The sequence below is a fragment of the Wenxinia marina DSM 24838 genome (assembly GCF_000379485.1).
Lineage (GTDB): Bacteria > Pseudomonadota > Alphaproteobacteria > Rhodobacterales > Rhodobacteraceae > Wenxinia > Wenxinia marina.
Map to the genome: position 1 here is coordinate 87,220 of NZ_KB902282.1, position 24,286 is coordinate 111,505.

Here is a 24,286-nt window from a genome sequence, read left to right on the forward strand (position 1 = left end):
CGATCCTTACCGAGGCGCCGCCACGCTCGACCGGACCGCTAACGACCCCCGCGACACGATCGTGATCGAGGAGATCGAGATCGGCATGGTGCGCAGCCTCACCAAGGTCGTGACCGACCGCGACATCGAGCTGTTCGCCGAGGTCTCGACCGACCGCAACCCGGTCCACCTCGACGACGGCTATGCGCGGGACACGATCTTCCAGGGCCGCATCGCGCACGGGATGCTGACCGCCGGCCTGATCTCGGCGGTGATCGGCGAGCAGCTTCCGGGGCACGGCACCGTCTATCTCGGCCAGTCGCTGAGATTCCTCGCCCCCGTCCGCCCCGGCGATGCGGTGACGGCGGAGGTGGAGGTGACGGCCATCGACAATGCCCGCAGGCGGGTCACGCTGAACACGCGGGCGCTGGTCGCCGGCAGACAGGTGCTTGCCGGCGAGGCCGTCGTCCTCGCCCTGTCGCGCCGCTTCGACTGACGGTTGCGCCCGGTCGCGGCGGGGACTACCTCGCCGCCATGCGCATCGTCCGCGACAGCCAGTACGTCCTGCCCGCCGACCGCGGCGCCGCCGCGGCCATCGGCAATTTCGACGGCGTGCATCTCGGCCACCAGGCGGTGCTGGACGTCGCGCGCGAGGCGGCCAGGACGGCCGGCGCCCGCCTCGGCGTCCTGACGTTCGAGCCGCACCCCCGCCAGCACTTCGCCCCCGGCGGCCCTCCGTTCCGGCTGATGAACGCCGCCGCCCGCGCCCACCGGCTGGAGAAGCTGGGGGTCGACGTCCTCTACGAGCTGCCGTTCAACGCCGCCCTCGCCGCGCTGACGCCCCGCGCCTTCGCCGAGGAGATCCTCGCCCGGCGGCTCGGCCTCGCCCACGTGGTCGTCGGACCGGACTTCTGCTTCGGCAAGGACCGGGCCGGCACGGCGGGGCACCTGAGGGAGTTCGGCACCGACCTCGGCTTCGGCGTCACCATCGCGCCGGTCTTCGCCAATGGCGGGACGCGCGTCAGTTCCACCGCCATCCGCACCGCGCTCAGCGAGGGCCGGCCGCGAGACGCGGCGGCGATGCTGGGGCACTGGCACCGGCTGGAAGGGACCGTCGTCCGCGGCCACCAGCGCGGGCGCGAACTGGGCTATCCAACCGCCAACATGGCGATCGACGGGCTGCACCAGCCGCGCTTCGGCGTCTACGCGGTGCTCGCCGACGTCCTGCAGGGCCCGCACAAGGGCCGCTACCACGGCGCCGCCTCGATCGGCATCCGGCCGATGTTCGACGGCGACGTGCCGAACTGCGAGACCTTCCTCTTCGACTTCTCGGGCGACCTCTACGGCGCCGAGATGTCGGTCGCCCTCGTCGAATGGCTCCGCCCCGAGGCGGTCTTCGACGGCCTGCCCGCGCTGATCGCGCAGATGGACGCCGACTGCGCCCGCGCCCGCGAGGTGCTGGCGGGTGTCTGAGCTGCGCCCCCGGTTCTGGGAGACGGTGCCGCTCCGCCAGATGACCCGCGCCGAGTGGGAGGGTGTGTGCGACGGCTGCGGCAAGTGCTGCCTCAACAAGCTCGAGGACGACGACACCGGCGAGGTCGCCCTGACCAACGTCGCCTGCCGGCTGCTGGACGGCGCCACCTGCCGCTGCTCGCGCTACGAGACGCGGCACGCCTACGTGCCCGAGTGCATCGTCCTGACGCCCAAGACGCTGAGGAAGAACCTCTACTGGCTGCCCGCCACCTGCGCCTACCGCCTGCTGTGGGAGGGCCGGCCGCTGGAGCCGTGGCACCCGCTGCTGTCCGGCGACCCGGACAGCGTGCACCAGGCGGGGGTCTCGGTGAAGGATCGGACGGTCAACGAGGTCGAGGTGGCGGACGAGGACTGGGAAGAGCACATCATCGAGGAGCCGCTGCCGGAGTAGGTGGCGGCGGGGCGACGGTCGCGCGTATGGAACGGGGTCCCGGGTCAGGCCCGGGACGCGATGAGAAGAGCGCCACCGATCTCGAGAATACCCGCCCCGGGCCCTGAGCCGGGGCCTCGCGCGGCTTGGCGCTCCGCCCATCGGGGTCCCGGGTCAGGCCCGGGACGCGATGAGAAGAGCGCCACCGATCTCGAGAATACCCGCCCCGGCCCTGAGCCGGGGCCTCGCGCCGCCAGGACCGCCCCCGCCCGCTTGCCTTCCCCGCCCGCCGGTGCCACCCCTGCCCGGCCACGAGCCAAGAGGTCACGCCGATGTTCTTCGCCTCCGACAATGCCGGTCCCGCCCACCCCAGGGTGCTGGAGGCGGTGACCCGCGCCAACGACGGCTACCGCATGGGCTATGGCGCGGACGCCGAGATGGCGGAGGTGCGGCAGGCGATCCGCGACCTGTTCGAGGCGCCCGAGGCGGCGGTGTATCTCGTCGCCACCGGCACGGCGGCGAATGCGCTGATCCTCGGCACGCTGGCGCAGCCGTGGGAGACGATCTTCTGCACCAAGATGGCCCACATCAACGAGGACGAGTGCAACGCGCCCGAGTTCTACACCGGCGGCGCCAAGCTGACCGTGGTGCCGGACGAGCGGGCCAAGATGACCCCCGACGCCTTGCGCGCCGCCATCGAGGGCGAGGAGACGCGCGGCGTCCACGGGCCGCAGCGCGGGCCGGTGGCGATCACGCAGGTCACCGAGAAGGGGACGGTCCACAGCGTGGACGAAATCGCGGCCCTGTCGGCGGTGGCCAAGGAGTACGGCCTGAAGGTCCATCTCGATGGCGCGCGGTTCGGCAATGCCGTCGCCGCGCTCGGCTGCACACCGGCCGAGATGTCGTGGAAGGCCGGCGTCGACGCGGTCAGCTTCGGCGGCACCAAGAACGGCTGCATGGGCGTCGAGGCGTGCATCTTCTTCGACCCCGCCCATGCCTGGGAGTTCGAGCTGCGGCGCAAGCGCGGGGCGCATCTGTTCTCCAAGCACCGCTACCTCTCGGCGCAGATGCAGGGCTACCTCGCGGACGGCCTGTGGCTGGAGCTGGCGGGGCGGGCGAACGCGGCCTGCGCGCGGCTGGCGGCGGGGCTGTCGGGCCGCAACGACGTGCGGCTGCCGTGGGGCGCCGAGGCGAACATGATCTTCTTCGAAGCGCCCCGGGCGGTGCACCGGCGGCTGCTGGACGGCGGCGCGACGTACTACGTGATGTCGGGCGATCCGGAGACCGGGCCGGACGACGCGTGGCTGACCGGTCGGCTGGTCTGCGACTGGTCGATGGACGAGGACGGGGTGGACCGGTTCCTGGGATTGCTCCCGTAAGGTGGGTGAAACCCACCGCGACGGGCGCAGGTGGGTTTCACCCACCCTACATCATCGCCGCCACCTCGCCGGGATGCGTGAGCGTCACCATGTGACCGCCGCCGGGGATGACCGTCTCGCGGGCGTCCGGCAGGCGCGCCATCAGCCCGGCATGGATGTCGGCCACCACCGGATGCGTCTCGCTCCCGCGGATCAGGTGGACCGGCACCGCGAGGTCCCGAAGCCGCGGCACCACCGCGCCGGAATCGCCCATGATGCCGGCCTCGGCGGCCTCGATCAGCGGCATCCGCCGCGCCGCGTCCCTGCGGGCGGCGCGGTCCATCCGCGCCCAGACCCCCGGCCCCCAGAGGGCGAGGAACGCCTCGGCGGCGGCGGCGGGATTGCCCGCGGCGATCTGCGCCCGCACCTCCGCGTAGCCCGCTTCATGATCCCGCGCCGCCGGCGTGTCGCCCGCCGCGGCGAACATCACCGGCTCGATCAGCGTGAGGCGGGAGACCATGCCCGGCCGCTCGATCGCCAGCCGCAGCGCCACGGTGCCGCCGAAGGAATGGCCGATCAGGTGCATCCCCGCCTCCGCCAGCGGCGCCACCGCCTCCACGCAGGCGGCATGGTAGTCGCCCTGCCCGTCCCAGTCGGGCGAGCGGCCGTGTCCCGGCAGGTCCGGCACCACCATCGTCATCCGGTCCGCCAGCGCCCCGGCCAGCGGCATCAGCCGCTCGGACCGCGACAACCCGCCATGCAGCAGAAGCGCGGCCTCCGCCCCGCGCCCCACCCGCGCGACGTGCAGCGTCACAGCGTCCCGGACAGGTACGCGTCGAGGTCGGGGATGCGGTCCTGGCCCCAGAACCGCTCGTCCGTGTCGGTGATGTAGAACGGCGTGCCGAAGACGCCGCGGTTCACCGCCTCCTCAAGGTTCGAGGCATACGTCTCGGCCCCCATCATCAGGCCCTTGTCGGCGAGCGAGGGATCGAAGCCCGCCGCCTCCAGCCGGGCCCGGATCACCCGGTCGTCGGCGATGTCGAGGTCCTCGGCCCAGCAGGCCGAGCCGAACGAGTGCAGCAGCCGGCCGAGATCGCCGCCGCCGGCGTCCTGCGCCGCGATCAGCGCGTAGGCCGCCGGCGCGCCGTTGGTCGGCCAATGCGCCGGGTGCAGCTTCAGCGGCAGCCCCGTCTTCGCCGACTGCCGCCGCAGTTCCTGCGCGCGGTAGTCCGTCCGGGCGACGTGCCGGTCCTTCGGGGCGGTGCCGCCGGTCCGGGTGAACAGCGCCATGATGTCGAGCGGCTTGTAGGTGATCGTGGCCCCGTGCTTCGCCGCCACCTCCTCCATCCGGGTGCCTGCGAGATAGACGTACGGCGAGAGGGTGGAGCAGAAGTAGTCGATATGCGGCATCTGTGCTGGGGTCCGGACGGGGGAGGGTCTTGCCTCACGGTAGGCATGTGCTAGGCGGTGTCAACGTCACGAATCCTTTGCATGGCGAGGGATTCGGCCCACGGCCCGAGGACCGCCAGATGCCCGTCGTGACCGAGCCCAAGCTCATCTCCGGAAACGCCAACAAGCCTCTCGCCCGGGCCATCGCCCGGCGGATGTCGATGCACCGGGGAATGAGCGTCGGGCTCGTCGAGGCGCGGGTGGAGCGGTTCAACGACCAGGAGGTCTTCGTCGAGGTGTATGAGAACGTCCGCGGCGAGGACATGTTCATCGTCCAGTCGACGTCGAACCCGGCGAACGACAACCTGATGGAACTGCTGATCATGGCGGACGCGCTGCGCCGGTCGTCGGCGGCGCGGATCACGGCGGTCATCCCCTATTTCGGCTACGCCCGGCAGGACCGGCGGGCCAAGGCGCGGACCCCGATCTCGGCCAAGCTGGTGGCGAACATGATCGCCGCCGCGGGGATCGAGAGGGTGCTGACGATGGACCTGCACGCGGCGCAGATCCAGGGCTTCTTCGACATCCCGGTCGACAACCTCTACGCCTCGCCGATCTTCAGCCTCGACATCCTGCACAACTTCCGCGGCCGGATGGACGACCTGATGGTGGTCTCTCCCGACGTCGGCGGCGTGGCCCGCGCGCGCGAACTGGCCAAGCGGATCGGCGCGCCGCTGTCGATCGTCGACAAGCGGCGCGAGAAGGCGGGCGAGATCGCCGAGATGACCATCATCGGCGAGGTCGCCGGAAAGACCTGCCTCATCGTCGACGACATCTGCGACACCGCCGGCACCCTGTGCAAGGCGGCGCAGCTGCTGACGGAGCACGGGGCGACCGAGGTGCACTCCTACATCACCCACGGCGTCCTGTCGGGTCCGGCGGTCGAGCGGATCGAGAGTTCGGTCATGAAATCCCTCGTCATCACCGACTCGATCGAGCCTCCGCCCGCCGTCCTGGGCTGCCGCAACATCCGGATCGTGCCCACGGCGCCCGTCTTCGCGCAGGCGATCCTGAACATCTGGAACGGAACCTCGGTCTCGTCGCTGTTCGAGCACGAGACGCTGGGGCCGATCTACGAAGGCATGTACACGGCCGCCTGACCGGCACCTCCCCTCCTCGAAGTCCTGCGGGCGCGAACGGAACTTCGCGCCTCACGCGGCGTTGATCGCCCGATTGGACGAGATTGTCATCTCCGCGACGCGGCATGGCCACCCGGGCACATGCCGCCGCTCTCGGAAATCTTTCGAGGAGGCACACGATGGCTACGAAAGACGAAATCGGCAACGCCGCCCGCGACGAAGCGGACAAGGTCAGCGCCGCCGCGCGCGACACCGCGCACGAGATCGCGGATGCCGCCAAGCGGACCGGCCGCGATGCGCAGGCCGCCGTGACCGACGAGGTCCGCCGGCGCGGCGAGTCCGCCAAGTCCGCGACCGCTGACGAGATCCACACCGTGTCCGAGGCGCTGCGCAAGGCGGCGCGCGACCTGCAGGACGGCTCTCCGCAGGAGCGGACGTTCGGCTACCTCGCCGACAACCTCGCGACCATGAGCGACACGGTCCGCGACAAGGACATCGGCGAGATGGTCGACGACCTGAGCGCCTTTGCCCGCCGCAACCCCCTGATGTTCCTCGGCGCCTCGGCGCTGGTCGGCTTCGCCGTCGCCCGTTTCGGTCGCGCCTCGCGCCCCGAACCCGAGCTGGCGTCGCCCGCGACCCGGACCCAGCCGGGCATGACCAGCGCGCCCTACACCCCCGGCGCCGGTCCGGCCAAGCCGTCCGGCACTCCGGGCGTAACCCACGGAGCGGCGTGATGCGCGACGAGACACACCCCACAGACAAGAACACGGCGGACAACAGGGGCATCGGTTCGCTCCTGAGCGACGCGATGCAGCATGTGAGCGCACTGGTCCGCGGCGAGATCGACCTCGCCAAGGCCGAGGCGCGGCAGGCGATGAAGAACGCCGTGGCCGGCATCGCGATGATCGTCGCGGCGGTCGTGGTCGCGATCTGTGCGCTGAACGTCCTGACCGTGGCGCTCGTCGCCGCGATCGCCGACGGATTCGAGATCGGCACCGGCTGGGCCTCGCTCATCGTCGGCCTGATCTACCTGGTCGTCGTCTGGATCCTCATCGCGGTCGCCCGAAACCGCCTCAAGCCCGAGAACCTGACCCCGAGCCGGACGGCCCGAAACGTGGCCGACGACGCGCGGGCCATCAAGGAGAGCACCCAACATGGCTGACTATCGCACCCCCGAAGAGATCGAGCGCGACGTCGAGCGCGAGCGCGCCGGCCTCAGCGCGACCCTCGCCGACATCGGCAACCGCCTGTCATTCGACGGCCTGGCCCACCAGGTGTCCGACCAGGCCCGCTACTACGCCAGCGACTTCAGCGCGACCGCACAGCGCGTCGTCCGCGAGAACCCCGTGGGCGTGGCGCTGACCGGCATCGGCATCGCCTGGCTGCTGTTCGGCGACAAGGCGCGGTCGAAGGTGAGCGAGATGCGCCACCACGACGACCCCGTCGACGCGGGCTCCCGCTACGGCCGGAGCACCTATGGCGGCAGCAGCGCCTACGTCTCCGAGCGGTCCAATCCGCGCTCGCCCTACAGCGCGACGCACATGAACCGGTACGGCACGCGCGTGACCGATCCGGCCTACCAGCCCTACGCCAGCACCGCCGGCGAACCAGCCGGCTGGGCGGACGAGCGCCACTGGGACGATACCGACTTCGAACTCGGGCCCGAGGACAACGACGCGAGCCCGACCTTCACCGACCGCATCTGGTCGGCGGTGGACCGGGCGAAGGAGAGCGCCTCCGACCTCGCGCACAGCCTTCGCGCCGGCGTTCATGATGCGTCGGACGCCGTCTCGGACACCAACCGCCGCGCCCAGACCGGCGTGCGCTACCGGGCCCAGATGACCCGCGACGCCTCGCGCCGCATGCGCGACCGCCTCTCGGCCGGGACCGAGCACCTGTCGGAAGAGGCGCGGAACCGCGTCATCGCCGCCCGTGAACGCGCCGTCGCGGCGCGTCGCGAAGCTGCCGTGATCGCCCGCGCCCGCGGCCGGGACGTGGCCGACGGCTTCGACGCCTACCCGCTCGCCGCCGGCGCCATCGCGTTGGCCGTCGGAGCGGCGATCGGCGCGATGCTGCCCCGTACCCGGTTCGAGGACGAGTACTTCGGCGAGCGCAGCGACGCGCTGTACCACCGCGCCGAGGAGATCCTCCGGGAGGAGCGGGCGCGTGCCGAGCACATCGCCAGCGAGGCGCTGGACGAGGCCGGCAAGGTCATCCGCGAGAAGACGTCCGAGGCCGAGCACGCCGCGAGCGATGCCGGCTCGACGATCCGGGACGAGGCCAAGGACGGCGTCCAGCGGGTCGCCGACCGTGCCAAGGCCGCGGCAAAGGACGAGGAGAAGGGCGCCCCCACGAACGGCGCGCCCGGTTCGCCGACGACGCACCACCAGTAAGCCGCTCTCGACGAGACGGATCGGGCCGCCCCTCGGGGCGGCCCTTTCCGTTGCCGGCCCGTCAGTCGATGTCCCAGTGGTCGTCGTCGCGCACCGCGCCGATGGCGAGCCAGCCGACACGGACCCGCGCGATGCGGCTGTCGCCCCAGGTCCGGAACTCGATGGTGAAGCCCTCGCCGGTCACCTCTGTCGTCCGCACGTCCAGACGGGCGTTCGCGGCGTTCGAGATGTCCCACATCGTCAGCCAGGCCTGCACGACGGGCGGATCGAGGAACGTCTCGTCGAAGCGGACGGCGCGGCGGACCGTCCGCTCTCCCTCGCCCGCCCACATCTCGCCATCGTCGGCGAAATCCGAGAACAGCAGGGTGTCGCCCTGTGCGACGCCAAGGGCGCCGCGATGCAGTTTCTTCATTTCGTGAGGTATGTCCTGCCCATCCGGTGCAGCCTACGGACGGGTGTGGTGAAGGAAAGGCGGAAACGCGCGCGGCCCCGGACCTGTGCAGGTCCGGGGCCGCGCGGTCGACGGAAGCCGCCTCAGAGGCTCGGCTGGCGCGTGTCGAGGCCGATATGCGTGCCCATCGCGACCATGTCGGACAGCAGCTTGGCGGCGTCGTCGACCGGGCCCGGCTCGTTCTTGAAGGTCTCGCGGGCCTTCACGTGGGCCTCGTGCGCCTCGTTGATCCAGCCCTGGATCACCTCGGTCGTCGCCTCGCCGCGCGGGACCGCCCGCTCGGCCAGGACCGAAACGCCGTTCTCGCCGATCTCGGCGAAGCCGCCGGAGACGGCATACTCGTCGGTCTGGCCGTCGTGCATGACGCGCAGGACGCCCGGCCGCAGGGTGGTGATCGTCGGCGCATGGGCGGCCATCGCCGTCATGTCGCCGTCGGTCCCGGGGATCTGGACCTCGGTCGCCTGGAACGACGCGAGGCGCCGTTCCGGGCTGACGAGATCGAACTGGAAGCTGTCGGCCATCTGTCCTCCCTCAGGCCGCGGCGGCGAGCCGCTCGGCCTTGGCGATCACGTCCTTGATGCCGCCGACCATGTAGAAGGCAGCCTCGGGCAGGTGGTCATACTCGCCGGCGACGACCGCCTTGAACGAGGCGATCGTGTCCTCCAGCGGGACCTGCACGCCGTCCGACCCGGTGAACACCTTCGCCACGTCGAACGGCTGGCTGAGGAAGCGCTGGATCTTCCGGGCGCGGGCCACGGTCAGCTTGTCCTCTTCCGACAGCTCGTCCATCCCGAGGATGGCGATGATGTCCTGCAGCGACTTGTAGCGCTGCAGGATGCCCTGCACGTCGCGCGCCACCTTGTAATGCTCCTCGCCAACCACGGCGGGGTCCATCAGGCGCGAGGACGAGTCGAGCGGGTCCACCGCGGGGTAGATGCCCAGCTCGGAGATCGCGCGCGACAGCGTCGTGGTCGCGTCGAGGTGGGCGAAGGTCGTGGCCGGCGCCGGGTCGGTCAGGTCGTCCGCGGGCACGTACACGGCCTGGATCGAGGTGATCGAGCCGGCGCGGGTCGAGGTGATCCGCTCCTGCATCGCGCCCATGTCGGTCGCCAGCGTCGGCTGGTAGCCCACGGCCGAGGGGATGCGGCCGAGAAGCGCCGACACCTCGGAGCCCGCCTGGGTGAAGCGGAAGATGTTGTCGACGAAGAACAGCACGTCGGTGCCGGACTGGTCGCGGAACTGCTCGGCCAGCGTCAGGCCGGTCAGCGCGACGCGGGCGCGGGCGCCCGGCGGCTCGTTCATCTGGCCGTAGACCAGCGCCACCTGGCTCTCGGACAGGTTGTCCGGCTTGATGACGTCGGATTCGATCATCTCGTGGTAGAGGTCGTTCCCCTCGCGGGTCCGCTCGCCCACGCCGGCGAACACGGAATAGCCCGAGTGCACCTTGGCGATGTTGTTGATCAGCTCCATGATCAGAACGGTCTTGCCCACGCCGGCGCCGCCGAACAGGCCGATCTTGCCGCCCTTGGAGTAGGGGGCGAGCAGGTCCACGACCTTGATGCCGGTCACGAGGATCTCGGACTCGGTCGACTGCTCCTGGAACTCGGGCGCGGGCTGGTGGATCGCGCGGGTCTCGGTCGCGTCGATCGGGCCCTTCTCGTCCACCGGCTCGCCGATGACGTTGAGGATGCGGCCGAGCGTGGCGTTGCCGACCGGGATCGTGATCGGCGCGCCGGTGTCCAGCACTTCCTGGCCGCGGACGAGGCCCTCGGTCGCGTCCATCGCGATGGTGCGGACCGAGTTCTCGCCGAGGTGCTGCGCGACCTCGAGAACCAGCTTCTTGCCGTTGTTCTCGGTGGTCAGCGCGTTCAGGATCGCCGGCAGGTGGTCGCCGAACTGGACGTCCACGACGGCGCCGATGACCTGGGTTACTTTTCCGACTGCGTCAGCCATCTGTTGGGTCTCCGGTTCCTCAGAGCGCCTCGGCGCCCGAAATGATTTCGATCAGCTCGTTGGTGATGACGGCCTGGCGCGAGCGGTTGTACTCGATCGTCAGCCGCTCGATCATGTCGCCGGCGTTGCGCGTCGCGTTGTCCATCGCGCTCATCCGGGCGCCCTGTTCGGACGCGCCGTTCTCGAGAAGCGCGGCGAAGATCTGCGTCGCGACGCCTTTGGGCAGGAGGTCGGCGAGGATCTCCTCCTCGGACGGCTCGTAATCGTAGAGCGTGGCGGGGGCGGCGTCGCCTTCGGTCTCGAACTTCGCGGGGATGATCTGCTGCGCCGTCGGCACCTGGGAGATCACGCTCTCGAAGCGGTTGAAGAAGATCGTCGCGACGTCGAACTCGCCCGCGTCGAAGCGGTCGAGCACCTGCTTGGCGATGCCCTGCGCGTCGCCGTAGCCGACGCGGTTCACGCCCGACAGGTCCACGTGGTCGATCAGAAGGTCGCCGTAGTCGCGGCGCAGCTGCTCACGCCCCTTCTTGCCGACGGTGATGACCTTCACGGTCTTGCCTTCGGCGCGCAGCTTCTCGATCCGCTGCTTGGCGAGGCGGACGATCGACGAGTTGAAGCCGCCGCACAGCCCCCGCTCGGCCGTCATCACGACGAGCAGGTGCGTGTCGTCCTTGCCGGTTCCGGCGAGGAGCCGGGGCGCGCTGTCCGAGCCGGCCACGCTGGAGGCGAGGCCGGCCATGACGGCGTTGAAGCGCTCGGTATAGGGGCGCGCCTGGTGGGCGGCGTCCTCGGCGCGACGCAGCTTCGCCGCCGCGACCATCTGCATGGCGCGCGTGATCTTCTGCGTCGACTTGACCGTCGCGATCCGGTTCTTGAGGTCCTTCAGACTGGGCATCGGCCAAGTCCTCCCTGGTCAATGCGTCAGCCGAAGTCCTTGGCGAACTCGTCGATGGCCGACTTGACCTTCTCTTCCGCGTCCTTGGCGATCTTCGGGTCCTCGTTCGAGATGAAGTCGAGGACGTCGCGCCGCTTGTTGCGGAGGTGGTTCAGAAGGCCCGCCTCGAACTCGCCCACCTTGTTCACCGGGATCTTGTCCAGGTAGCCGTGGGTGCCGGCGTAGATCACGCAGACGATCTCGGCGTTGGTGAGCGGCGAGTATTGCGGCTGCTTCATCAGCTCGGTCAGGCGCGCGCCGCGGTTCAGCAGGCGCTGGGTCGCGGCGTCGAGGTCAGACCCGAACTGCGCGAAGGCCGCCATCTCGCGGTACTGCGCCAGCTCCAGCTTCACCGGGCCGGCGACCGACTTCATCGCGCTGGTCTGCGCGGACGAGCCGACGCGGCTGACCGACAGGCCGGTGTTCACCGCGGGGCGGATGCCCTGGAAGAACAGCTCGGTCTCGAGGAAGATCTGGCCGTCGGTGATCGAGATCACGTTGGTCGGGATGAACGCCGACACGTCGCCGCCCTGGGTCTCGATGATCGGCAGCGCGGTGAGCGAGCCGGAGCCATGCTCCTCGTTCAGCTTGGCCGACCGCTCCAGCAGGCGGGAGTGCAGGTAGAACACGTCGCCCGGGTAGGCCTCGCGCCCCGGCGGGCGGCGCAGCAGCAGCGACATCTGGCGGTACGCCACGGCCTGCTTGGACAGGTCGTCGTAGATGATGAGCGCGTGCATGCCGTTGTCGCGGAAGTACTCGGCCATCGCGGTGGCGGCGTAGGGCGCCAGGAACTGCATCGGCGCCGGGTCGGACGCGGTGGCGGCCACGACGACGGAATATTCCATCGCGCCGTTCGCCTCGAGACGCTTCACCAGCTGCGCGACGGTGGAGCGCTTCTGCCCGATCGCGACGTAGACGCAGTAGAGCTTCTTGCTCTCGTCGCCGCCGGCGGCCTCGTTGTAGGACTTCTGGTTCAGGATCGTGTCGAGCGCGATCGCCGACTTGCCGGTCTGGCGGTCGCCGATGATCAGCTCGCGCTGGCCGCGGCCGATCGGGATCATGGCGTCGACGGCCTTGAGGCCGGTCGCCATCGGCTCGTGCACCGACTTGCGCGGGATGATGCCCGGCGCCTTGACGTCCGCCACGCGGCGCTCGGACGTGTCGATCGGGCCCTTGCCGTCGAGCGGGTTGCCGAGGCCGTCGACCACGCGGCCGAGCAGGGCCTTGCCGGCGGGCACGTCCACGATCGACTTGGTCCGCTTGACCGTGTCGCCTTCCTTGATGTCCCGGTCCGAGCCGAAGATCACGACGCCGACGTTGTCGCTTTCCAGGTTCAGCGCCATGCCGCGGATGCCGCCGGGGAATTCGACCATCTCGCCGGCCTGGATGCTGTCGAGGCCGTAGACCCGGGCGATGCCGTCGCCGACCGACAGGACGCGCCCGACCTCGGCGACCTCGGCATCCTGGCCGAAGTTCTTGATCTGGTCCTTGAGGATCGCGGAAATTTCCGCCGCTTGGATCGCCATGTTACCGGGCCTCTTTCATGGTGTTCTGGAGCTGGGCGAGCTTCGACGCGATCGAGGTGTCGATCATGCGCGAGCCCACCTTGACGACGAGACCGCCGATCAGGCTCTCGTCGACGGTAGCGTTGATCTTGACGTCGCTGCCCACCTTCTCGGAGAGGGTGCGGGCGAGACGGGATTTCTGGTCGTCGCTGAGGGCGCGGGCCGAGACGACATCGGCGGTGACCTCGCCCTTGTGCGTCGCGATGCGCTCGCGCAGGGCGGTCAGCATCTGGGGCAGCACGAACAGGCGCCGCTTCTGCGCCATCAGCGCCAGGACGTTGGTGACGGTCTGGCTGAGGTCCATCTTCCGCGCGATCGCGGTGATCGCGGCCTGCTGCTCGTCCCGGCCGTAGACCGGATTCGCGATCAGGTCGCGCAGGTCGTCGCTCTCGGCCAGGGCCGCCGACAGCGCGTCCACGTCGGACTCGAGCCGGTCGAGGCCGTTCTCGTCGCGGGCGATGTCGAAGACGGCGGTCGCGTAGCGCTGGGCAATGCCGGTTGCGATCGAAGCTGGTTCGGACACGTCCACCCTTTCGGTTTGCCTGTCCCGCGCCGGTCCCATCGTCCCCCGGGTCCGTCACGGGCCTTCTTGCAAGACTTCACCCCGCCACCCCGGCCATTCGGACCGCGGTCACGGGGTTGTCAAAATCAGCGGCGATGTAGCAGAGCCTTAAACCTGTCGCAACCGGCTATGGCGCCCGCGCGCACCCGGATCGCGCGCCCGCGCACGGGGTGCGACGCTTTGCCCCCGGTCGCCGCCGGCGGACCCGCGGCGCCCGCCTTGCCCCTCTCACCGAGCCGTAAATATACCACGGGGGTCCGGGGGTGTGAAACCCCCGGGGCCGCGGCCAACGCAGGGCCGCGTCAGCCGCGCCGAGAGGGCTCCGGCACCGGGGCGCCGATCCCCTCCAGCACCCGCAGCGGGCGCCGCACCGCCGCCGGCAGGCCCGTTCGGGTGGGCGCGTTCACCTGCTTGGTCGCCTCGGCGATCAGCACGCCGCCCGCGGCGAAGACCGGCAGGTGGCGGCCCGTGCTCTCCATCACCGCGGCGAGGCGGCGCCAGGTGCGCGCTTCGGACGGCGGCTGGAACAGGGCCGACCGTGTACGCTCCGGCACGAAGCGGTGACGGCGCAGCTGCGCCTCGAGCTGGCCGGGCGTGTAGGGCCGGCCGTAGCCGAACGGCGTGCGGTCCGACCGCGACCACAGGCCCGCCCGGTTCGGCACCACGACCACCGCCCGCCCGCCGGGGCCGAGGACACGCCACGCCTCGTCGAGGACGGCCGAGGGCCTCTCCGACGTCTCGAGCCCGTGCATCAGGACCAGCTTGTCCACCATGCCCGTCGGCAGCGGCCAGAGCGTCTCCTCGCAGAGGATCGACACGTTCGGCATGCCGGCCGGCCAGGGCATCACCCCCTGCGGCCCCGGCATCAGCCCGATCACCCGCCGGGCCCCCGGCAGGAACGGCCGCAGCAGCGGCACGGCAAAGCCGTAGCCGGCCACCGTCTGACCCTTGGTCGCTTCGATCCCCCAGATTGACACCAGCGCGTCGCGGATCACCTTCTGCGCGGCCCGTCCCAGCTGCGAGCGGTAGTAGAAGCTCCTCAGGTCGAGGACGTCGAGGTGCATTGCGGGCGGTCCATGGCCGGTCCAGTCTGGACTGGCGAAACCTTAAGCCGAGCCGGGAGGGAATGGCCATGCCCCTGAGACTGATCACCGTGCCCTGCCGGAGCGACAACTACGCGTTCCTCATCCATGACAGCGTGTCGAACGAGACCGCGCTGGTGGACGCGCCGGAGGCCGAGCCGATCATGGAAGAGCTGGAGGGGCGGGGCTGGCACCTCAACGACATCCTCATCACCCACCACCACGGCGACCACGTCGAGGGGGTGGAGCAGCTGAAGAAGCGCTACGGCTCGCGCGTGATCGGTGCCCGCGCAGACCAGCACCGCCTGCCGCCGCTGGACCTGGCCGTCGATATTTCGGACGTCGAGGACGTCTGCGGCGAGGAGGTGCACGTGATCGATGTCCCCGGCCACACGGTCGGGCACATCGCCTTCTGGATGCCCGGCGCGCAGCTGCTGTTCACCGGCGACAGCCTGATGGCCATGGGATGCGGGCGCCTGTTCGAGGGCACGCCGGCGCAGATGTGGGAGAGCCTGACGCGCCTGCGCGCCCTGCCCGGCGAGGCGACCGTCTGCTCGGGCCACGAATATACCGAGACGAACGCCCGCTTCGCCCTGACCATTGAACCGGACAACGCAGCCCTTAAATCCCGTGCCGAGGCGGTCAGGTCCGCCCGCGCCGAAGGGCGCTTCACCGTTCCCTCGACCCTTTCCGAAGAGATCGAGACCAACCCGTTCCTGCGCGCCGACCGGCCCGAGGTGAAGGCCGCCCTCGGGATGCAGGACGCACCCGACGTCGACGTCTTCGCCGAAATCCGCGCCCGCAAGGACCGGTTCTGACGCGAACCGAGGCACAGGGCGGACACACGGGACTTGTGATCGGCTTTTTCCGAAATTCCGCTTGAAGACTGGCGGAATAACCCGATCTTTAAGTTCAGAGGCCACGGTCAGGACGGGTCCTCGACCTCTCCAGACCCCCGACCAGAGGAGCACTGCAACGTGCCGTCTTTCTCGACCACTCTCGAGCAGTCCATCCATGCCGCGCTCGCGCTCGCGAACACGCGCCGGCACGAACTGGCGACGCTCGAACATCTGCTGCTCGCCCTGATCGACGAACCCGATGCTGCTCGGGTGATGCGGGCGTGCGCGGTCGATCTGGACGAACTCCGCAAGAGCCTCGAGGATTTCATCGAGGACGACCTCTCCACCCTCGTCACCGACGTCGAGGGGTCCGAGGCCGTCCCGACCGCCGCGTTCCAGCGGGTGATCCAGCGGGCTGCGATCCACGTCCAGTCGTCCGGCCGGTCCGAGGTCACGGGGGCCAACGTCCTCGTCGCGATCTTCGCCGAGCGGGAATCGAACGCCGCCTACTTCCTGCAGGAGCAGGACATGACGCGCTACGACGCGGTGAACTTCATCGCCCACGGCGTCGCCAAGGATCCGGCCTACGGCGAGAGCCGGCCGATCACCGGCACCGCCGCGTCGTCGGAAGAGGAAACCCAATCGGGCGGCGCCTCGTCCGCGCCCGCCGAGGACAAGGAGAGCGCGCTGGCCAAGTATTGCGTCGACCTGAACGCGAAGGCCCGCAAGGGCGACGTCGACCCCCTCATCGGGCGCGATAATGAAGTCGAGCGGTGCATCCAGGTCCTGTGCCGCCGCCGCAAGAACAACCCGCTGCTCGTGGGCGACCCGGGCGTCGGCAAGACCGCAATCGCGGAAGGCCTCGCCTACAAGATCGTCGAGGGCGCGGTGCCCGAGGTGCTGTCCGAGGCGACCATCTTCTCGCTCGACATGGGCGCGCTGCTGGCCGGCACCCGCTACCGCGGCGACTTCGAGGAGCGGCTGAAGGCGGTGGTGAGCGAGCTAGAGGATCATCCCGACGCGGTCCTCTTCATCGACGAGATCCACACCGTGATCGGCGCCGGGGCCACCTCCGGCGGCGCGATGGACGCGTCGAACCTGCTGAAACCCGCGCTGCAGGGCGGCAAGCTGCGCTGCATGGGCTCCACCACCTACAAGGAGTTCCGCCAGCATTTCGAGAAGGACCGCGCGCTGTCGCGGCGCTTCCAGAAGATCGACGTGAACGAGCCGACGGTGGAGGACACCGTGAAGATCCTCCAGGGCCTCAAGCCCTACTTCGAGGAGCATCACGCCATCCGCTACACCGCCGACGCGATCAAGACCGCGGTGGAGCTGTCGGCCCGCTACATCAACGACCGCAAGCTGCCCGACAAGGCGATCGACGTGATCGACGAGGCCGGCGCGGCGCAGCACCTCGTGGCCGAGAGCAAGCGGCGCAAGACCATCGGGACCAAGGAGATCGAGGCCGTCATCGCCAAGATCGCCCGCATCCCGCCCAAGAACGTCAGCAAGGACGACGCCGAGGTGCTGAAGGACCTCGAGGGCACGCTCAAGCGCGTGGTCTTCGGCCAGGACGACGCCATCGTCGCCCTGTCCTCGGCGATCAAGCTGGCCCGGGCCGGCCTGCGCGAGCCGGAGAAGCCGATCGGCAACTACCTGTTCGCCGGCCCCACCGGCGTCGGCAAGACCGAGGTGGCCAAGCAGCTGGCGGATTCGCTGGGGGTGGAGCTGATCCGCTTCGACATGTCCGAGTACATGGAGAAGCACGCGGTCTCGCGCCTGATCGGCGCGCCTCCGGGCTATGTCGGCTTCGATCAGGGCGGCCTGCTGACCGACGGCGTGGACCAGCACCCGCACTGCGTGCTGCTCCTCGACGAGATCGAGAAGGCGCACCCGGACGTGTTCAACATCCTGCTTCAGGTGATGGACCACGGCACGCTGACCGACCATAACGGCCGGTCCGTGGACTTCCGGAACGTGATCCTGATCATGACGTCGAACGCGGGCGCCGCCGAGCAGGCCAAGGCCGCCATCGGCTTCGGCCGGGACCGGCGCGAGGGCGAGGACACCGCCGCGATCGAGCGGATGTTCACGCCGGAGTTCCGCAACCGCCTCGACGCCGTCATCTCCTTCGCCCCGCTGGGCCAGGAGGTGATCATGCAGGTGGTGGAGAAGTTCGTGCTCCAGCTCGAGGCGCAGCTGATGGACCGCAACGTCCAGATCGAGCTGACTCCCGAGGCCGCCAAGTGGCTGGGCGAGAAGGGCTACGACGACCGGATGGGCGCCCGCCCGCTCGGCCGCGTGATCCAGGAGCACATCAAGAAGCCGCTCGCGGAAGAGTTGCTGTTCGGCAAGCTCGCCAAGGGCGGGGTGGTCCGGGTCGGGGTCAAGGACGACCAGATCGACTTGCGCTACAGCGCCCCGGGCAACCCGCGGCTGACGTCGAAGAAGCCGCCGCTGCTGACGGCGGACTGATCCGCATCGGACACCACATCGGGGCCGCCCTTCGGGGCGGCCCTTTTCGTGCCGGCTCGGATCTCACGTGGCTGCGCCGGCCCGCCGGCGCTAGGCTGGACCAGTCAAACCCGGAGTCCATCATGCGCCGACTCGCCGCCCTCTGCCTCCTTCCCCTCCCCGCCGCCGCGCAGGACCTGTCCCTCGCCTGGCCCGTCGACTGCGTGCTGGGCGAGACCTGCTACATCCAGCAGTACGTCGACCGCGATCCGGGCCCGGAGGCGCGGGACTTCACCTGCGGCAGCCTGTCCTACGACGCCCACCGCGGCACCGACATCGCCCTGCCCTCGCTCGCGGCCCGCGAGGCGGGGGTGACCGTCGTCGCCGCCGCGACCGGTGAGGTCGTCGGCATCCGTGACGAGGTGCCGGACGTGATGCGCGGCGCCCCCGGCGCACCCGACGTGGCGGGGCGAGAGTGCGGCAACGGCGTGCTGATCCGTCATCCCGGCGGGTGGGAGACGCAGTACTGCCACATGGAGCTCGGCTCCATCGCCGTGGCGCCCGGCCAGACGGTCGAGGCGGGCACGCCGCTCGGCCGCATCGGCCTGTCGGGCGACACGCAGTTCCCGCACCTGCACCTGTCGGTGCGGCGCGACGGCGAGGACGTGGACCCGTTCGAGCCATCGGCCGACGCCGCCTGCGGCGCCACCGGCGCCTCCCTCTGGGCCCTTGACGTGCCCTACGAGGCGGGCGGCCTGATCGCGGCCGGCTGGTCGGACAGCGTGCCGGAGTACGAGGCGGTGAAGGCCGGGACCGCCGACGTGCCCCTCGCGGCGGACGGGCCGATAGTCCTGTGGGGCTTCCTCTACGGCAGCCGCGCGGGCGACGCGATCCGGCTGACGATCGCACACGACGGCGCCGAGGTCTTCGCCCACGAGGAGGCGCTGGACCGGACGCAGGCGCAGGCCTTTCGCGCCGCCGGCAAGCAGGCGCCGGACGGCGGCTGGCCGGCGGGGACCTACGCCGGCACCGTCACCCTGCTGCGGGACGGGGACGAGATCGACCGGATCGAGACGACGGTGACGATCGACTAGCGCTCGGTCAGCTTCAGCTCGATCCGGCGGTTCTGCGCCCGCGCCTCGGCGTCGTCGCCGGGGTTGATCGGCTGGTATTCCCCGAAGCCGTTCGCGGCGAGGCGGCCGGGCGGGATGCCCTCGTTGTCGATCAGGTACAGGACCACGGCCAGCGCCCGCTCCTGGCTGAGCTGCCAGTTGAAGAGCGCGTCGCCCGAGCTGTCGGTGTGGCCGTCCACGCGGATCACCCAGTCGATGCCCTCGGGAATGTCGGCCGCGATCTCGCGCAGGATGCCGGCGACGGAGGACAGTTGCGCCTCGCCTTCGGGGGACAGGTCGGCCGATCCCAGCTCGAACAGCACCTCCGAGGAAAAGACGAAGCGGTCGCCCTCGATCCGGATGTCCTCGCGCTCGCCGATGATGCGGCGCAGCTCGCCGAAGAACTCGGACTTGTAGGCCTCCAGATCCTGCGCAGCGGCGGCGAGGCGCTCGCGCTCCTCCTCCAGCCGCAGGCGCTCTTCCTCTTCCAGCTGCAGGCGGCGACGCTGCTCGGCGGCGAGGCGCAGGGCGGCGGTGTTGAGCTGCTGGGTCAGGCTCTCGATCTGGACCTCGTTCGCGCGGTCGGTCTCGTCCTGCAGGTTCAGCAGTTCCTGCAGCGAGCCGACCTCGCGCCGCAGGTCGGCGACCTGCTGGTTGAGAGCGGCCACCTGACGCTGCGCCTCGGTCGAGATGTCCTCCTCCTCGGCCAGCTGCGCCTGCGCGGCGGCGAGGAGGGCGGCGCGCTCCTCGGCCTCGTCGAGACGGGCGGACGCGTCGGCCTGGGCGGCGGCCAGCTGCGCGACCGCGTTGGCGAGCTGAGCCTCGAGATCGGCCCGCTCCTGCTGCGTGTCCGTGCGCGTCTCGCGCAGGGCGGCGAGCTGCGCCTGCAGATCGTCCTGCGTCAGGAGCGCGGCAGCGAGCTGGTCGGCGAGGTCGGCGCGGGCCGTTTCGGTCTCTCCCGCCTCGGTCCGGGCGGCGGCGGCCTCCGACTCCGCCGCCTGCCGGGCGAGGATGGCGGAGGCGAGCTGTTCCTGCAGGTCCGCCTCGGTCGTCTCGGCGGCGGCGAGCGCCGCGCGCAGGGCCTCCTCGGCGGCGGCGAGGTCGCCCGACGCCGTCTCCTGCGCCGCGACCGCGGCGGCGAGGCGGGTGGTCAGGTCGGCCGTTTCGTCCTGCGCCGCGGCGAGCGCGGCCTCGGCCTCGGCCAGCTCGGCCTCGGTGTCGCGCTGCAGGCCAAGGGCGGCGGCTAGGCGGGCGTCGAGGCTGCTGCCGGCGCTGAGGGCGCTGGAGAGTTCGTTCTCGGCCTCCTGCCGGGCGAGGATCGCGGCGGCGAGGCGCATGTCGAGATCGTCCCGCGCCGCCTCGGCCGCGGCCAGCAGCGACAGCGTCTCCTCCGCCTCGGCGCGCTGGCGTTCCAGAGACAGGCTCATCGCCGTCAGTTCGGCCTGTGACTCCTCCAGCCGCGCCCGCAGCGCCTCGGCCGCGGCGGCCTCGGCGAGGCGGGCGGCCTCGGCCTCGTCCAGCGCGGCGGAGCCCTCCTCGACGTCGGCCTCCAGCGCGGCGATGCGGGCGGCGTCGGCCTCGCCGGCGGTCTCCAGATCGGCGACCAGCGCCTCCAGCGCCTCGCGCCGGGCGGCGGCGAGACGGGCGGTCTCGGCCGCCGCATCGACCTCGTCGCGGGCCTGCGCGAGGGCGAGGGTCAGCGCCTCCTGCTCGTCGATCAGGCGCGCCTCGGCGGCCTCGAGATCCTCGATCCGGGCCGTCGCGGCGGCCTGCGCCTCCTCCAGCCCCGCGATCTCCTCGGCGCTCGCCTCCGCCTCGGAGCGCAGGGCCGCGATCAGCGTCTCGGCCTCGCTCCGCTGCGCCAGCAGACCGGCGACCTGCGCCTCGAACTCGGTGATCTCGTCTCTCGCGTCGGCCAACTCGGCGGCGCGGGCGTCCCGTTCGCGCGTCAGGCTGGCGATCAGCGCCGCCTGTTCGCGCCGCGCGTCGTCGGCCGCGCCCAGCTGCTCGCTGAGGTCGCCGACGCGGTTCGCGAGTCCGGCGGAGCGGTCCTGTTCCAGCCCCAGCGCCCGGGTCAGCGAGGCGACCTGGTCGGCGAGCTGGCCGAGCTGCGTCTCCTGCCCGCTGATCTGGTCGCGCAGGACAAACTGGACCACGGTGAAGATCGTCAGCACGAACATCAGGACGAGCAGAAGGCCCGTCATCGCGTCCACGAAGCCGGGCCAGATCGACGCCTGGAAGCGGTTGCCGCTGCGCCGTTGCAGGGCCATCCGTCAGCCCGACCGTTCGCGCGGCAGCGGGAGCTCGCGCACCGGGCGCTGCGACTGGCGCAGGGCGCGGGTCAGGCCGGCGATGTCGGCGCGCAGCTCGGCGACCGACTCCTGCCGGCCGGCCGACAGCTCTTCCAGCAGGCGCAGCATCTGCACGTCGATGGACCGCAGGCGCATCCGGCTTTCGGGGTCCATCCCCTCGCCGCCCTCGCCCAGACGGTCGATCAGCCGCTCCTGCCCCTCGGCCACGCGCTGCAGCGCATTGGTGGCGTCGGTCTCGGCGAGGCGATCGGCGAGACGGGTCATCGCGCCGGCGAGTTCGGACAGGCGGTCGTCGGTCTGCGACCGGCTGACGTCCGTCTGCGTGAACATCAGCTGCAGACTTTCCATCTGCTCGGCGAGGTTGTCGATGACCTGCGCCATCACGTGCGCGTCGCCACCGCCCCCGCCTTCCTCGGCCGAGGCAAAGCTGACGCGGGTGATGGTCGACAGCCACTCCTCCAGCTCGCGGTAGAACCGGTTCTGGCCGTGCCCGGCGAACAGCTCCAGCAGGCCGACGACGAGCGAGCCGGCGAGGCCGAGGAGCGAGGACGAGAAGGCCGTGCCCATGCCGCCGAGCTGCGCCTCCAGCCCCTGCTGAAGCCGCGCGAATACCTCGGTGCCGCTCTCGTTCGGGCCCGGGTTCAGCGAGCGGATGGTCGAGACGAGGGCCGGGACGGTCGTGGCGAGGCCGTAGAACGTGCCGAGAAGGCCGAGGAAGATCAGCAGGTTGGTGAGGTAGCGCGTGATCTCGCGGTCCTCGTCGACGCGCTGGCCGACAGAATCGAGGATCGACCGGGTCGAGGAGGCCGACAGCTGCATCCGCGCGCCGCGCGACCGCAGCAGGGTCGCCAGCGGCGCAAGCAGGCCGGGGGCCTGCGCCTGCGCGGCGCCCGGCCGGGCCTTGGCGAACTCCTCGATCCAGCGGGCCGAACCCCACAGCTGCCAGACCTGGCGGAAGCAGGCGAGAACCCCGAGGACGAAGACCCCGAGGATGACGCTGTTCAGCCAGACGTTGGACTCGAAGATGGCGATCAAGGTCGGGGCGAACAGATACGCGCCCGCACTCACCAGTCCGATCACGATCAGCATGAACGTGATCTGGCGGATCGGCAGGGTGAAGTGGGGATGGCCTTCGCTTTCCCTCAGGTCCAGCAAGGCGGCGCGCTCCTCGTTCTGCGGTTGCGAAGGAGTCTAGCCCTCGAAAGGGCCGAACCCAAACGGAATCTAGGTCTTCCCGGACGTTGCCGTCGCGAGGTGGCGGACGCGGTCCACCAGCCAGTCGAGGTCGGGGTCGCGGATGCCCATCCCGTCGAGATGGGCGGCGGTGTTGTAGAGGTACTCGGTGTTCGGGCCGCGGCCGCCGATCGCGCGGGCGATCATCGCCGCCTGCGTCTCGAGGTCGAAGCGGCAGTACTGGCTGTGGGCGGGGTCGATGACGTAGGCCAGCGCCTCGACATTCCGGCCGTCCTGCAGCGCCAGCGGCAGGTGCCGCTCCAGGTAGGCCGACGAGATCAGCTCGCGCTCGCGCAGCTCGGCCAGAACGCGGGCCTCGTCCTGCGGCCGGACGCGGAAGGCGAGGCCGGTGCAGCGGGCGCCGGGATGCTCGTCCAGCGCCAGCACCAGGCCGGGCTCGTCCTCGGTGCCGCGGTGGTGGATCGACAGCATGCAGAAGCTGCGGGAATAGCCGTCGAGCGTCGCCACGGCGGTCTCCGCCGGCTGGAAGCCGGGGTTCCACAGCAATGAGCCGTAGCCGAATACCCACATGGACATGGCCTGCCCTCCTGCTACCTCAGGGCCTTCGGGGGGCGGGTCTTAGAGACTTTCGGCGACGGGGGAAAGATGCGGGCACTGACGATCGCGGTAGCGGTGCTGGCGCTGCTCTACGGCGGCTACTGGTTCGCCGGGCGCGGCGGCGCGGCGATCGCCGCGGACCGCGCGGCCGAGATGCTGGAGGCGCGGGGCTGGGACGTCTCGTGGGACCGGGTCGAGACGCGGGGCTTTCCCTCGCGGTTCGACACCGACCTGATTGAGCCGGCCTTCGTCTCGCCGTCCGGCGACGCCTGGCGCGGCCCCTTCGTCGAGGTGCTGGCGCTGGCCTACCGGCCGACGCAGGTGATCGTCGTGCTGCCGCCCGAGCAGGACCTGACGTGGCGGGGCGAGACCTACGCCATCGCGACCGAGGACATGCGGGCCAGTGCGCAGGTGGCCGCCGCGCCGTCGCTGCCGCTGCAGGAGACGACGGTGGAGATCGCGGGCACGGACATCATCGGGCCGGACGGCACGACGCATTTCGACGCCGCCCTCGCCGCCCTGCGGGCGACGGCGGAGGACCCGACGTCCTACGACGCCTTCCTGCGCGTGACCGGCCTGTCTCCCGCGGGGCCGCTGGGACGCACGCCGCTCGGCCCCGTGATCGCGCGCGCCGAGGCGGACGCTCTGGTGACGCTCGCCGCGCCGCTGGACCGCGGGGCGCTGTCGGACGGCGCGCCGCCGGTGGAGCGGGTCGCGCTGCGGCACCTGACGCTGGTTTGGGGCGACGCGACGGTGACGGCCGAGGGCGAGGTCGAGGCCGGGGCGGGCGGGCGCGCCGAGGGGTCGCTCGGCGTCGAGATCGAGGCGTGGGCGCCGCTGGTCGACGGGCTGGAGGCGGCGGGCGTGATCGACGGCGGCACCGCCGACGCGGTGCGGGCGGCGGCCGGCGTCCTGACCTTCGGCGGGGCGGATCTGTCGCTGGACCTCACGTTCCGCGAGGGGCGGACGTTCCTGGGCCCGGTGCCCATCGGCCAGGCGCCCCGCCTGGCCCCGCCGCCGGGCGGGTGACAGGCGACGCACGGCCCGGCAGCTGGAGGAGGCGTCCCGGT

The 24,286-nt window shown here is 70.9% G+C and carries 24 protein-coding genes; 12 read left to right on the plus strand and 12 right to left on the minus strand.

The features are described 5' to 3' along the window. The first annotated feature begins 85 nt into the window (after positions 1 to 85). The 4 genes from A37W_RS0106605 to A37W_RS0106625 all read left to right on the plus strand — a co-directional run bounded on the left by A37W_RS0106605 (position 86) and on the right by A37W_RS0106625 (position 3,261). Complete coding sequence (locus tag A37W_RS0106605) at positions 86 to 475, plus strand: MaoC family dehydratase (protein ID WP_047772381.1); 390 nt, start codon at positions 86 to 88, stop codon at positions 473 to 475. A gap of 38 nt (positions 476 to 513) precedes the next feature. Then, a complete protein-coding gene (locus tag A37W_RS0106610; protein WP_018302238.1) occupies positions 514 to 1,452 on the plus strand; it encodes a bifunctional riboflavin kinase/FAD synthetase in 939 nt (312 codons plus the stop codon). Further along, positions 1,445 to 1,903, plus strand: a complete 459-nt coding sequence (locus A37W_RS0106615) for a YcgN family cysteine cluster protein (RefSeq protein WP_018302239.1) — start codon at positions 1,445 to 1,447, stop codon at positions 1,901 to 1,903. The genes A37W_RS0106610 and A37W_RS0106615 overlap by 8 nt, the downstream gene beginning before the upstream one ends. Positions 1,904 to 2,214: 311 nt before the next feature. Continuing rightward, on the plus strand, positions 2,215 to 3,261 hold the full coding sequence (locus A37W_RS0106625; RefSeq protein ID WP_018302240.1) for a threonine aldolase family protein: 1,047 nt from the start codon (positions 2,215 to 2,217) through the stop codon (positions 3,259 to 3,261). Between the two features lie 46 nt (positions 3,262 to 3,307). On the opposite strand, the gene A37W_RS0106630 is transcribed toward A37W_RS0106625, so the two are convergent. Both A37W_RS0106630 and A37W_RS0106635 read right to left on the minus strand, forming a co-directional pair. Further along, positions 3,308 to 4,054, minus strand: a complete 747-nt coding sequence (locus tag A37W_RS0106630) for an alpha/beta fold hydrolase (protein ID WP_018302241.1) — start codon at positions 4,052 to 4,054, stop codon at positions 3,308 to 3,310. Continuing rightward, positions 4,051 to 4,650 carry a 2-hydroxychromene-2-carboxylate isomerase gene (locus A37W_RS0106635; RefSeq protein WP_018302242.1) on the minus strand — a complete coding sequence of 200 codons (600 nt, stop codon included), beginning with the start codon at positions 4,648 to 4,650 and terminating at the stop codon, positions 4,051 to 4,053. Before A37W_RS0106635 ends, A37W_RS0106630 begins: the two co-directional genes overlap by 4 nt. A 119-nt stretch (positions 4,651 to 4,769) precedes the next feature. Between A37W_RS0106635 and A37W_RS0106640 the strand changes: the two genes are divergently transcribed. The 4 genes from A37W_RS0106640 (at position 4,770) to A37W_RS21105 (ending at position 8,161) form a co-directional block, all read left to right on the plus strand. Beyond that, the gene (locus A37W_RS0106640) at positions 4,770 to 5,789 is read left to right on the plus strand and encodes a ribose-phosphate pyrophosphokinase (RefSeq protein ID WP_018302243.1); all 1,020 of its coding nucleotides are present in this window, start codon (positions 4,770 to 4,772) and stop codon (positions 5,787 to 5,789) included. 158 nt (positions 5,790 to 5,947) lie between these two features. Further along, on the plus strand, positions 5,948 to 6,502 hold the full coding sequence (locus A37W_RS21100) for a hypothetical protein (RefSeq protein WP_018302244.1): 555 nt from the start codon (positions 5,948 to 5,950) through the stop codon (positions 6,500 to 6,502). Continuing rightward, complete coding sequence (locus tag A37W_RS0106650) at positions 6,502 to 6,930, plus strand: phage holin family protein (protein WP_018302245.1); 429 nt, start codon at positions 6,502 to 6,504, stop codon at positions 6,928 to 6,930. The genes A37W_RS21100 and A37W_RS0106650 overlap by 1 nt, the downstream gene beginning before the upstream one ends. Next, positions 6,923 to 8,161, plus strand: coding sequence for a DUF3618 domain-containing protein (locus A37W_RS21105; RefSeq protein WP_018302246.1), 1,239 nt, complete (start codon positions 6,923 to 6,925; stop codon positions 8,159 to 8,161). The genes A37W_RS0106650 and A37W_RS21105 overlap by 8 nt, the downstream gene beginning before the upstream one ends. A 61-nt stretch (positions 8,162 to 8,222) precedes the next feature. Here the strand turns inward: A37W_RS21105 and A37W_RS0106660 are convergent, their stop codons facing one another. The 7 genes from A37W_RS0106660 to A37W_RS0106690 form a co-directional block, all read right to left on the minus strand. Continuing rightward, entirely contained in the window at positions 8,223 to 8,573 is a 351-nt protein-coding gene (locus tag A37W_RS0106660) for an H-type lectin domain-containing protein (protein WP_018302247.1), read from the minus strand. A 122-nt stretch (positions 8,574 to 8,695) separates the two neighbouring features. Next, on the minus strand, positions 8,696 to 9,133 hold the full coding sequence (locus A37W_RS0106665; protein ID WP_018302248.1) for a F0F1 ATP synthase subunit epsilon: 438 nt from the start codon (positions 9,131 to 9,133) through the stop codon (positions 8,696 to 8,698). A 10-nt stretch (positions 9,134 to 9,143) separates the two neighbouring features. Next, positions 9,144 to 10,565: a F0F1 ATP synthase subunit beta gene (gene atpD / locus A37W_RS0106670; RefSeq protein WP_018302249.1), complete on the minus strand. Its 1,422-nt coding sequence runs from the start codon at positions 10,563 to 10,565 to the stop codon at positions 9,144 to 9,146. A gap of 19 nt (positions 10,566 to 10,584) precedes the next feature. Then, entirely contained in the window at positions 10,585 to 11,460 is an 876-nt protein-coding gene (locus A37W_RS0106675) for a F0F1 ATP synthase subunit gamma (RefSeq protein ID WP_018302250.1), read from the minus strand. 26 nt (positions 11,461 to 11,486) lie between these two features. Further along, positions 11,487 to 13,025 carry a F0F1 ATP synthase subunit alpha gene (gene atpA / locus A37W_RS0106680; protein ID WP_018302251.1) on the minus strand — a complete coding sequence of 513 codons (1,539 nt, stop codon included), beginning with the start codon at positions 13,023 to 13,025 and terminating at the stop codon, positions 11,487 to 11,489. Between the two features lies 1 nt (position 13,026). After that, complete coding sequence (locus A37W_RS0106685; RefSeq protein WP_018302252.1) at positions 13,027 to 13,593, minus strand: F0F1 ATP synthase subunit delta; 567 nt, start codon at positions 13,591 to 13,593, stop codon at positions 13,027 to 13,029. Between the two features lie 335 nt (positions 13,594 to 13,928). Then, positions 13,929 to 14,690, minus strand: a complete 762-nt coding sequence (locus A37W_RS0106690) for a methyltransferase domain-containing protein (protein WP_018302253.1) — start codon at positions 14,688 to 14,690, stop codon at positions 13,929 to 13,931. 68 nt (positions 14,691 to 14,758) lie between these two features. On the opposite strand from A37W_RS0106690, the gene gloB reads away from it, so the two are divergent. The 3 genes from gloB (at position 14,759) to A37W_RS0106705 (ending at position 19,095) form a co-directional block, all read left to right on the plus strand. After that, positions 14,759 to 15,526, plus strand: a complete 768-nt coding sequence (gene gloB / locus A37W_RS0106695) for a hydroxyacylglutathione hydrolase (protein ID WP_018302254.1) — start codon at positions 14,759 to 14,761, stop codon at positions 15,524 to 15,526. A gap of 159 nt (positions 15,527 to 15,685) precedes the next feature. Further along, positions 15,686 to 18,022: an ATP-dependent Clp protease ATP-binding subunit ClpA gene (clpA, locus tag A37W_RS0106700; RefSeq protein WP_018302255.1), complete on the plus strand. Its 2,337-nt coding sequence runs from the start codon at positions 15,686 to 15,688 to the stop codon at positions 18,020 to 18,022. 122 nt (positions 18,023 to 18,144) lie between these two features. Next, complete coding sequence (locus tag A37W_RS0106705; RefSeq protein WP_018302256.1) at positions 18,145 to 19,095, plus strand: M23 family metallopeptidase; 951 nt, start codon at positions 18,145 to 18,147, stop codon at positions 19,093 to 19,095. On the opposite strand, the gene A37W_RS0106710 is transcribed toward A37W_RS0106705, so the two are convergent. The 3 genes from A37W_RS0106710 to A37W_RS0106720 all read right to left on the minus strand — a co-directional run bounded on the left by A37W_RS0106710 (position 19,092) and on the right by A37W_RS0106720 (position 23,195). Then, entirely contained in the window at positions 19,092 to 21,383 is a 2,292-nt protein-coding gene (locus A37W_RS0106710; RefSeq protein WP_018302257.1) for a peptidoglycan -binding protein, read from the minus strand. The two genes, A37W_RS0106705 and A37W_RS0106710, sit on opposite strands and share 4 nt — an antisense overlap. A gap of 3 nt (positions 21,384 to 21,386) precedes the next feature. Then, positions 21,387 to 22,577 carry a hypothetical protein gene (locus tag A37W_RS0106715; protein WP_040753610.1) on the minus strand — a complete coding sequence of 397 codons (1,191 nt, stop codon included), beginning with the start codon at positions 22,575 to 22,577 and terminating at the stop codon, positions 21,387 to 21,389. Between the two features lie 72 nt (positions 22,578 to 22,649). Further along, positions 22,650 to 23,195 (minus strand): gamma-glutamylcyclotransferase, encoded by a 546-nt coding sequence (locus tag A37W_RS0106720; RefSeq protein ID WP_018302259.1) that lies wholly within the window; start codon positions 23,193 to 23,195, stop codon positions 22,650 to 22,652. Between the two features lie 69 nt (positions 23,196 to 23,264). Here A37W_RS0106720 and A37W_RS0106725 point away from each other — a divergent pair, with 69 nt between their 5' ends. Then, positions 23,265 to 24,245 carry a DUF2125 domain-containing protein gene (locus A37W_RS0106725; protein ID WP_018302260.1) on the plus strand — a complete coding sequence of 327 codons (981 nt, stop codon included), beginning with the start codon at positions 23,265 to 23,267 and terminating at the stop codon, positions 24,243 to 24,245. Positions 24,246 to 24,286 lie beyond the last annotated feature (41 nt).